The 11,138-nt window shown below is 34.7% G+C and carries 5 protein-coding genes; all 5 read right to left on the reverse strand.

The features are described from left to right. Positions 1-13: 13 nt before the first annotated feature. Positions 14-985 carry a DUF4837 family protein gene (locus KZH69_RS18245; RefSeq protein WP_219318915.1) on the reverse strand — a complete coding sequence of 324 codons (972 nt, stop codon included), beginning with the start codon at positions 983-985 and terminating at the stop codon, positions 14-16. A gap of 45 nt (positions 986-1,030) precedes the next feature. Next, a complete protein-coding gene (locus tag KZH69_RS18250; protein ID WP_219318916.1) occupies positions 1,031-3,073 on the reverse strand; it encodes a LysM peptidoglycan-binding domain-containing protein in 2,043 nt (680 codons plus the stop codon). 471 nt (positions 3,074-3,544) lie between these two features. After that, positions 3,545-4,732: a phosphoglycerate kinase gene (locus KZH69_RS18255; RefSeq protein WP_219318917.1), complete on the reverse strand. Its 1,188-nt coding sequence runs from the start codon at positions 4,730-4,732 to the stop codon at positions 3,545-3,547. Between the two features lie 288 nt (positions 4,733-5,020). Beyond that, positions 5,021-5,983 (reverse strand): PorP/SprF family type IX secretion system membrane protein, encoded by a 963-nt coding sequence (locus tag KZH69_RS18260; protein ID WP_219318918.1) that lies wholly within the window; start codon positions 5,981-5,983, stop codon positions 5,021-5,023. A gap of 54 nt (positions 5,984-6,037) precedes the next feature. Beyond that, positions 6,038-11,138: T9SS type B sorting domain-containing protein (locus tag KZH69_RS18265; protein ID WP_219318919.1), on the reverse strand; the 5,101-nt coding region annotated here is incomplete at its 5' end.

Consider the following 11,138-nt stretch of genomic DNA (forward strand, 5'->3'; position numbering starts at 1 on the left):
TTTTAAAACAAAATCAATTTACCTGCACCCCTTTTATAATAGATTCCAATTCATGCATAAAATTCCGTTTCTCCCTTGAAGGAACATAGCAAAAGCCTTCCAAGAATACGATTCTTCTTTTTTGGGAATCTACAATTAAATAATTCACGAATGGGCCAAACATGAAACTATCTTTCAATCGCCACGTTCCTTTAATTTCATACGTAACTTTCCCACAAAGAGTCATTTTTAAAATATAAAGTGGGTACGATTTATCGATATACAAACAAGAATTATTCTCTTTGCCTTTAATATACAAAGTCCCGATTGAATCATGAATTTTCACAAACTGATCCAACACATTATCCTCTATACGAATACTATTAATAGGCAATTGTGTCACCAACAAACTAGTGCTTCCGCTGGCAAATTCTTTTTTAAGCCAAAGAAAACTGTCTTTTCTGACAGTATACGAATAGTCTTTTGGGATTTTTAAAATAAACTGAAATTGTCTTTGAATCGCTTTTGCATTGACTAAAGAATCCTTTAACAGCAGTTGATGTGCTTTGATTTCACCCTCTTGGATAGTTTGAATGATTTGTGGGGCCTTTTTTTCAACAATAAAGAGTAAATCTGAAAGGGACTTGCCTGTGATATGAATTACATTTTGGGGAGTTGCATATTGATTTTTAAGAATTTTAAAACGATTCACTTTCCCAACCTTAACAACAATAATTGTTCGGCTTTTGGTAACAAAGCCTTCCATCACATTGGTGGGATATTGATTCAGGTCAAATTGCGGTTCTTCTTTGGGTAAACCTTCAACGGGACCGGCAAATTTATTTCTGATGCTGTCACCAACAATGCCATTCCATAATTGATCATCAATAACTACCGAAATAGCGTTAATCTTACCTGTAGAGTGTCTGAAACTATTTTCGCTTTTCTTAGAGCAAGAAGAAAAAGAAGCAATAAGAAGTACGAATAAAATAGCAGTTTTAATCATATCATAAAATCTGAGTAGACCTCAAATATACTTCAGTTTCGTTAATTATCCTTTTATTTTTAATCCCATTCCTGGTTTTAAATCATCTCCTGAGATATTGTTCCACTTTTTCAAATCGGAAACGGTAACACCAGGATATTTTTTGGAAATGCTAAATAATGAATCCCCTTTTTGAACTAAATAATTGACATCATCATTTTTGGTTGAAACAGTAGCAATATCTTTTTTCTTAAAAGAATCTACTGAAACATTATTGGTAATAATAGCCACTTCATTTTTGGCAACAACCAATACATTTCCAATAGCTAAATTACTATTGGCTAAATTATTCCATTGCTTCAAATCGGCTAAAGAAGTACCGAATTTTTTGGCAATACTCCCAAGATTATCCCCTTTTTGCACTTCGTATTGAATATTTTTAAGTTCAGGAGTTACTGCTGCAACAGCAGTTTCATTAGTTACAGGCGTAGCATTGGCAACTTGCAATGAACTTCCTAATTTTATGTTTGGTGAAGCAAGGTGATTCCATTCTTTAATCTCTGCCACTGTAGTGTTGTATTTATTAGCAATCGTATTTAAATTATCCCCTTTCTGAACGATGTAGAAGTTCGTTGCACTGGCAGCAAGCGTATCTGTTTTATCCAAAGTTCTTTTGGCTTCCTTACTTGCAATATTAGCACTTTCTTTTGCCATTAAAGCTTTACTGCTATTTGAAGCCAATTGAGTACTACTTGAATCTAAATCTTTTTTGATGATTATTTTCAATGATCTACCCGTGGCCACAGTATTTCCTTTAAGGTGATTCCATCTTTTCAACTCAGCTACAGCAACATCATTCCTCTTAGCAATATCTCCCAAATTATCGCCTCGCTTTACTTTATAGTATTTAACTTTAGTTGTGGATGCTAATGCTGTAGTTGTGGAATCTTTGCTAAAATTTGATCTTCTTCCTTCATTTATTTTCTCCCTTTTGTCCAATTCATATTGAACATAAGCATAAATTTTATCTTCATTGGAAGTAAAAACCGCGACTTTGGAAGAAGGTAATGTCAAATAATGACTTATCCCGAAATAATATGGAATAACATTTCTTTTATAAGAAGGATTTAAGGCCTGAAGTTGCTCAACTGGAATGTCTAGTAAATTGGAAATTTGAGCAAATGACATTTCTTTTTTAACCATTACCGTATCAGTGGCAAAATGTCTGACTAAAGCTTTTTTGGGAACAATACCGTGTTCTTTGTGGTAAGTGTAAATATACATGGTCGCTAGAAAAGCGGGAACATAACCTTGGGTTTCTTTCGGTAATTTGTCTTTGATGTTCCAGAAGTTTTGTTGTCCTCCTGAACGGCGAATGGCTTTAGTTACATTACCAGGTCCCGAATTATATGAGGCTAATACCAAATCCCAATCATTAAAAACAGCATACATATTAGTCATGTATTGTGCCGCTGCTTCGGAAGATTTCAAAGGATCACTGCGTTCATCTACATAAGAATCAATATTCAAATTGTATTGTTTTCCTGTTTGGTACATGAATTGCCACAAACCGGTTGCTCCCATTCTTGAAACTGCTTTTGGATTCAAAGCCGATTCTACAACGGCTAAATATTTTATTTCCAAAGGCACATTTTGTTTGGCCAATGCCTCCTCGAAAACAGGAAAATAATATTGGGCAACCGCCATTTGATTGGCAAACGCTTTTCTGCGGTATTTAAGGAAGGACTTGATTAAATTCTCTAAACCTTGATTGTATTCGATATTAAAAGGAGATTTTGCATCCATAGCCGCCAGTCGTTCTTTCAACAATTCAGTAGGCAATTCTTTGTCAATGTCCTTATCGATATTTACGGTATTGATTTCCGTTTCCAAATTATTATAAATATCTAGAGTACTGCCTATTTGATTCATCCATAAACTATCGCTTTTTACCGTGCGATCATATTTTACAAAAGAATTTTTGATGGAATCTAAAAAAGAAATTGGTTTAGAGTTGCTTACAACTTCGGAATTTTCCACATTGTTCTGCGAAAACGCGGCTAATGTAAGCAGAAGAAAAAAAGATAAGGTGGTATTTTTTATAGTCATAACTGTAATTTCAATGTGCTATTATTCAGTTAATTACAAATCAACTCTTGCAAACTTAAAATGTATTTTCCAATTTGAGTCATAAATAATGTTAAAAATACAAAAAAATTCGATATTTAACCTAATTTTTAAACATTTGTCAGTAAATAATTTCAAAAAAAATGTATTCTATAAATTTAAACACTATTAAAATTTTCTTAAAAAAACCGTCTAGACCACAACATAAAATCTGAAAAATTTTATCTTGATATAAAAGAATTGAACTAAGGATTTTTTTATAAAGAAACACCGATTTGCAGAAATGAAACAAAAACATTCTGCTTCAGTAATTAGTATAACGCAAATAATTGACTAATAGTATCATATATACAAAAACCTTTAGTCGCAAATGAAGCAACTAAAGGTTAAATTGATTTTCAAAAAAGTATAACTAACAATTCAAAAATTATAAATTGAAGCACAAAAAGAGTCTTAGTCTAATATAGCTGCAATTCCAGGTAAAGTTCTACCTTCTAACATTTCTAACATAGCACCACCACCAGTAGAAACATAACTCATTTTATCTTCAAAACCGAATTGTTTTACGGCTGCTACAGAATCTCCACCTCCAACAAGCGAGAAAGCACCATTTGCAGTAGAAGCAGCGATATAATTTCCAAGAGCAATTGTTCCTTTTGCAAATGTTTCCATTTCAAAAACACCCAATGGTCCGTTCCAAAGTATTGTTTTGGATTCCATAATCACTTTTTCAAAAATCTCCAATGATTTTGGACCCGCATCAAGACCTTGCCATCCATCAGGAATTTCTCTAACATCTACAATTTGTGTATCAGCAGTATTCGAAAAATCGTTCGCCGCCACTACGTCAATAGGAATGTGAATTTGAACCCCTTTTTCTTTAGCCAATCTTAAAATTTCAAGTGCCAATTCTTGTTTGTCATCTTCACAAATAGAATCTCCGACTTTTCCTCCTAATGCTTTAACGAAAGTAAAAGTCATTCCACCACCAATAATCATGTGATCTACTTTGTCCAAAATATTTTCGATTACCGTAATTTTTGAAGATACTTTTGAACCTCCAAGAACAGCAGTAACTGGTTTTTCGCTGTTTTTCAAAACTTTGTTTAAGCTTTCGATTTCTTTCGCTAATAATAATCCAAAACATTTACTGGTTGGAAAAAACTGAGCTATAATTGTAGTCGAAGCGTGTGCTCTGTGTGCTGTACCAAAAGCGTCATTTACATAAATATCTCCAAGCGAAGCTAATTCTTTTGCGAAAGCAACATCTCCTGCCTCTTCTTCATCATGAAAACGTAGATTTTCCAATAACAATACTTCTCCTGGTTTCAAATTTTTAGCAGCTTCTTGCGCTTCAGGTCCTACGCAATTAGTAGCAAATTGAACTGGTACTCCCAAAATTTCAGAGGTCGTCTTTAGGATGTGTTTTAATGAATATTTGTCTTGAGCTCCCTTTGGCCTTCCCAAGTGTGACATTAAGATTACACTTCCGCCTTGTGCTAAAATAGCATCTATAGTAGGTTTTGCCGCTTCGATACGATTGGCATCGGTTACATTAAAATTTTCATCCAAGGGAACATTAAAATCTACTCTTATTATTGCCTTTTTATTATTAAAATCAAAATTATTTAAAGTCTTCATAGTTCTTTTTTTTAGTTGTTTTTGAAAGAATAACAAAGATATAACTTTTAAATAAGTATTAAATTTGAAAATTCTAAAAAAATTATGAATTTACTAACGAAATCGATGTAAATATGCTATAAGTACAAAACATTATAATTATATATGTTCCACAACTAATTTGCCATAACCAACAGAAGCCTATGATAAAAACAGATTTTTAACATCAATTTGAAATAAAAAACAAAGCGCAAATTAGTTCTGATTTACTAGATCTAATTTGCGCTTATATATTTAAAAAATAATTAACTAATCATGTACTGGACCCTGAGTACAAGGACAGTTACTAACTCCTTGCAGGAATCTAAATCCTATTGTTAAGGAATGAGTTCCTGAATTATGAGCTGCTAAATTATTGTCTAACGTAATCTGGTATGAATAACCCATCGAGAAATATCCTTTAGTAAATCCAACCATCGGACCTACCCCAAGAGGTTCTCCTATTTGGTCATTCAAAAAACGATAGGTGGCTCCTACCCAATAATAATCTTCATATCTATTGAATTTACGGTACTTTATATTCAAATCCGTATTAGAACGTCCATCACTTTGAAATAACTGATAAAAAGCAGATGGCTCCAATTCTGCTCTATTACCAATATCCAATACATATCCCGAATATAATTGATAATTGGTAAGCAAATTAGGTTCGAGCTTTGTAGTCGTAAAATCAAGATTTTTTTGCAAAATATTAGTAGCTGTAGCACTCACATAGAACTCTTTATTACGATATAAAAAACCTACTTCAAAGTTATTATTCGTCGTAGAACGATTATCCGTAATTCCAGCATCGGGATTAATGTTAGTTAAGTCAGGCAGATCAATACGAAACGAATTATAAATATACGAAAGACCAAACGAAAGATATTGTTTAGAATAATAATCCAAAATAATGTGGTGAGCAAAGGTAAGCTTACCCCCAGTTTGCTTGGTGTTCCCATTGGAATCATTATATAAAGTCAATCCCACACCAGATTGATCCAATACTCTAAAATCGACATAAAGCGCCTGGCTTCGAGGCGCATCCTTAACACCAACCCATTGCTGATATCCATTAAGATTAATTCTAAAGTTATCTCCAATTCCAGCATAACTGGGCGAAATAACATAGGGATTATCGGCCAAATATTGTGTAGCTACAGGGACATTCAACTCCTGACTGTAACCGGCTGTTACAGTCAAAAGGAAAATGCTAATTAAGATTTTTTTCATTTTATTTTTCATTTTTTGATAACTAATCACTCTCTAATGTTCATTCTACAAATGTTATCTATATAAAGTAAAGTGGCCTATAAATTCACGATCATCCTTAGAATGTCTCAATTTTAACACATACCAGTAGTCACCCATCGGCAACTCCGTACCATTGTATTTACCATCCCACGACTGTCCCGCACCAAATGTACCTACTTCACGACCATAACGATCATACACTACGAATTTAATATCTGGATAATTCTCAGTATTGGTTGGTTTCCAAGTATCATTCGTACCATCTCCTGTTGGTGTAAAAATTGGCGGTATTTTAATATCAATAAATTCAAAATATTTTGTGGCACTAGCATCACAACCATTACTATCTGTCACTGTAACAGTATAATTACCGGATTTAAAATAAATATATTTACCGTTGGACTCCATTGATTCACCGTTAATAGTATACTGATAAACTCCTGAACCTCCGGTTACAGTAGCAACAATCTCGTTTAATTCACCTAGATCAATTGTGATTGCAAGAGGATCAATTTGATCTATTGTGAACTTTTCAGAATCCTGTAAACAACCATTAGCATGCTCAGCATAAACAATATGATCTCCTGGAACAAGATTAGTAAACACATTACTGCTTTGCGGAGTTGTACTTCCATCCAAATAATATTGAATTAAAGAAAGGTTAGTATTGCTCGGATCTACAGTTACCGTAACACTATTCGCAGGTGAATTATTAACACAATCATAATTAGCATCTGCAACAGGATTTAGAACGACAGCAGGGTTTAATGTCACATAAGATTCAGTAATACATGAATTCATGTCTTTAACATAAACCGTATGCTCACCTCCAGATAGATTTACAAAATCAACTTGATTTGGAACATATGTTCCGTCAAGGTCATCTAAACTAGTACTATATGGTGCAATTCCTCCACCAATAGTAATACTAAAGGCACCTGTTTTGTCATTTACACACAACTCTTGTTTAATAGAGCTTGGAACTACTGTAATAACAATAGCATCGGGTTCGCTAACAGTCAATTGATCACTGATAAAACAACCTCTTTCATCTTGAGTTAAAATATCGTACACACCAGCTTTTAAACCAGTAAAACTTCCCGTGGTAACAAATTGATTTAAATTAGGTGAAATAGCAGATTGAATTATACCTGTTCCTCCACTAGCATTAATCACAATTTGACCATTAGAAATACCATTACAAGTTACAGGCAAAGCTGTAGCAATAGCGGCTAATGGAGCAGCTGGCTGAGAAATAATCACACCTTTTTCAAACTGACAATCACCACTATCTACACGTACGATATAATTACCTGCAGGAAGCATATCAAAATAACCTTGAGTCTGAATAGGTCGAACTGGATTTTTTGCATTGTCTAACAACGTGTACGTATAATTTGCTAAACCTCCTGTAGCAGTAGCATCAATAACTGCAGTAACATCACCATTACAATTAATAACAGCATTGCTTAAATCCAAATCCAGTGATAACGGAGTCAAGTCATTTATAGTTACGTTACCTGATATGAAACTAACGCAACCATTAGCATCTCTAACGTAATATTGATGATCTCCTAAACCAACAGAAAAAGTATCAGACGATGACGATGCAAATGAGCCCGTTATGGTTGCAAAATTACTATCAGTACTATAATCATATGGTCCAGTTCCACCAGTTGCACTTATAGTAAGTCTCGCATCCGTTTGACAAGTTTTTCCAGATGCTAATACTAATGTTGCCTCAACTTTTGTAGGTTCAGCAATCAAAATATCAGTTGTTGGTGCTGAACTACAACCAAGTCCATCAGTTACAGTTACAGAATAAGTTCCTGCTGCCAAACCTGAGAAAACAGGAGTTGTTTGAGGTGCAGAAGAAAAAGTTGGATTAGCAGAAACAAAATTTAGAATATAAGAATAATTGCCTCCTTCACCTCCTGTTGGTGGGCTCACCTTAATTTCTCCACTTGTATCACCATTACACAATAACATACTGGCTGTAGCACTGGCTGTAGCAATAATAGGTGTTGGGACACTCAATGTCACTGTTGTCGTTGCAATACAACCATTACTATCCTTAACATTAACAGTATATAATCCTGCAACTAAACCTGTGAAATAGGATTGAGTAGAATAAGCCACATTTACTGGACCTGTCAATTCAAATTCATAATTACTTGGCCATCCACCATTTGCACTTGCAGATATTGTTCCATCATTACCAGGAATACATGTAATTCGAGTATGTGTTTCGAAAATTTCCAATAAAGATGTTGGTTGCTCAATTGTGAAAATTGTTTCAACATCACAATTTGGCTTAGAAGTTAACTTAGCTTTAACAGTATAAACTCCAACAGGTAAATTTTGTATAGTAATTGGTCCTGCACTTAGTGCCGTACCGCTAACATTAACTGGCCCAGTAATTGTGTAGTCAAAAGCACCAGCATCATCAAAAGGAACCAATTGATTATCAACTAAAGTTAAATCAACATTTCCAGTGCTAGAACCATAACAAACAACATTCTTAATATTGCTGGCGATTAAATCAAATGTATTTGGCTCATTTACGTAATGAATTTTAGTTATACTACAACCAGTAATAGGATTGGTTACCGTTATAAGATAATTCCCTACGGTTAATCCTGTAAATTGACCTGTTGGAATAGGGTCAGTAACATTATAAGTACTACCTGGACCTATTCCTTTTACATTATAACTTAATGTAGGCATAGGTACTGTTGTTCCAAGAGTTGTCACATTAACCTTAATTTCTTCGTCATTGATACATGAAATAGCTTTAGTAACAGTAACAGCATTAGAAGTAGCAAAATCAATACTAACAAATGGATTGATAATAGCAGTAGTTGTTCCTAAACATCCTTTGCTATCATAAACATTGATTGTATAACTACCACCTAATAAATCGGTTTCAGTAAAAATCGGATTATCCCCTTTTTGAACTGGAATAGGATTTCCATTTCTTACAAACTCATAAATCGGGTAAACATTAGAACCTCCCGTTGGTAAACTTACCGTAATCGAAGCATAATTATTTCCATTTCCTGTCGTACAACCATATTGAACTGGTACCGGTGCAGATACCACAATTGGATTCGGCTGAATCACATCAATAGTTTGCGTAGCCTTACAATTTCTTTCAGAAGTAACAACAACTGTATAAGTACCTGCAGCTAAACCACTAAATAAATTAGAGCTTTGAGGCGTTCCTCCATTTAAACTGTACAAATACTCTGGATTATCATTTACTCCTGCTGCTGGAGTATCCATAGTTGCTGTAATAGTTCCATCTGAACCACCATTACAAGTAACGGGAGTCCTAACTAAAACAAATCCAGTAATTGGAGTCGCTAATTTTAAATCAATTGGAACAAATACTTCACATAAAGTAGTAGTATCACGAACACCTATAACATGATTTCCAGCAGGAACTGATACGAAAGGAATTGCAGTTCCAAAAGCACCTCCATCAATATTATAAACATAGTTCCCTGAACCCCCTGTAGTTGCCACTGCAACCACACCATCGCCATTTGCACAACTAGGCGAAGAAGTTACAGTTGGTATTAAAATTAATGGATTTAAAATTGTGACTGGTGTAACACCAGAAATACATCCATTAGCATCTTTCACAATCACATTATAATTTCCTGGCGCATTCACCGTAATAACATTGTCTGATTGATAACTAACTCCATCCACACTGTATAATAACACAGTGCTATATCCTGTAGCCGTCACAGTAATATCATAAGTGCCTGTTGCACTAGGACATTGCGTAGCAACAGCAGCAGTAATAACTGGATTAGCATCTTTAAGAATAGATTGTGGATTATTGGCATCACAACCATTAGCATCTTTAACATATACGATCCAATTCATATCGACACCGTTATTGGTGTCCACTGTAAATTGATCAATTCCAACAAAACTAGTTACCGAAGGAACTGGATCAGAAGCTTTAGCAATAGCATATTTGTAAGGTGCAGTTCCTCCTGCTGCTGCTATAGTAACGATAGTATTATTAGTCTTACAATTAATATTAGTTGCAGAAGAAGTTGAATTTAAAGCTAATGCAGGTTCACTAACAGCAAAATTAGTAACAGTAGCGACACAACCTGAAACACGATCAGTCACGGTGAAGGAATAACTACCTGCTGGTAATCCAGTATAACTAATTACATCGCCGGTTTGTGTAAACGCACCTGCAGCAGGTGACAAATCGAAAGTATAATTACCCGAAGTAATATAATTAGAAACTAAGAAATTCACTGCCCCAGTATTACCACCATTACAATAAACGTCATTTACTAATGCCGCAGTTACGGCAATTTTGTCTGCTTCTTCTACTAATATTGCTTTAGTGATACTACAGCCATTCTTGTCCGTTACTTTTATGATATATGTATTTGGAGCAAGATTTATAAAGTTATTTGTAGCGCTTGGAGCTGTTACAGCCGATGCCGGAGAAATAATTTGATATGTATATGGCAATACACCTCCCGTAACAGTATTTACAGTAATGGTAGCAACAGTTCCTGGTGTACTACAATAAATTGGACTAGCTGTAATAGCCATATCAGTTGGTGGTGTGTATGGATCAACAATAGCTACACCATTTACACTACAACCATTTGCGTCAAGAACCATATAGTTTATAGTTTGTGCAGTGCCCACAGAGAATGATGCTGATACTTGGAAAGTAACTCCACCATCAAAACTATAAGTATAACCAGGAGTTCCTCCTCCTGGAGTAATTGTCACTATTGCATCTTGCGATGTATTGGCTGTATCACAACCGAATGGTGTCACCAAATGTGATGCAGTTACTGCTGTTGGCTCCGTAATAGAAACAGAAATAGCAGCTGATAAACACATTTTAGCATCTCTAACTACAATAGAATAGGTACCAAATGCCAATCCTTTAAAAACATTAGAATTTTGATATGTTCCTCCGTTAATGCTGTATTGGTAAGGTGCAATTCCATTAGTAGGAGTCAATGTAATAGTTCCATCAGCACCACCAATGCAACTTACATTAGTTTGAGCAAATGTAGCCGTTGGAGTAGTATTTGGAGTTACAATAACATCTTGAGACTCTGCTTGACAACCTTGGGTA

Source organism: Flavobacterium taihuense (assembly GCF_019351435.1).
GTDB classification, from domain to species: Bacteria; Bacteroidota; Bacteroidia; order Flavobacteriales; family Flavobacteriaceae; genus Flavobacterium; species Flavobacterium taihuense.

Excerpts from the sequence above, each read along its gene's own strand:
- KZH69_RS18245 (WP_219318915.1), bottom strand. The coding sequence starts at position 985 with ATGATTAAAACTGCTATTTTATTCGTACTTCTTATTGCTTCTTTTTCT.
- KZH69_RS18250 (WP_219318916.1), bottom strand. The coding sequence starts at position 3,073 with ATGACTATAAAAAATACCACCTTATCTTTTTTTCTTCTGCTTACATTA.
- KZH69_RS18255 (WP_219318917.1), bottom strand. The coding sequence starts at position 4,732 with ATGAAGACTTTAAATAATTTTGATTTTAATAATAAAAAGGCAATAATA.
- KZH69_RS18260 (WP_219318918.1), bottom strand. The coding sequence starts at position 5,983 with ATGAAAAAAATCTTAATTAGCATTTTCCTTTTGACTGTAACAGCCGGT.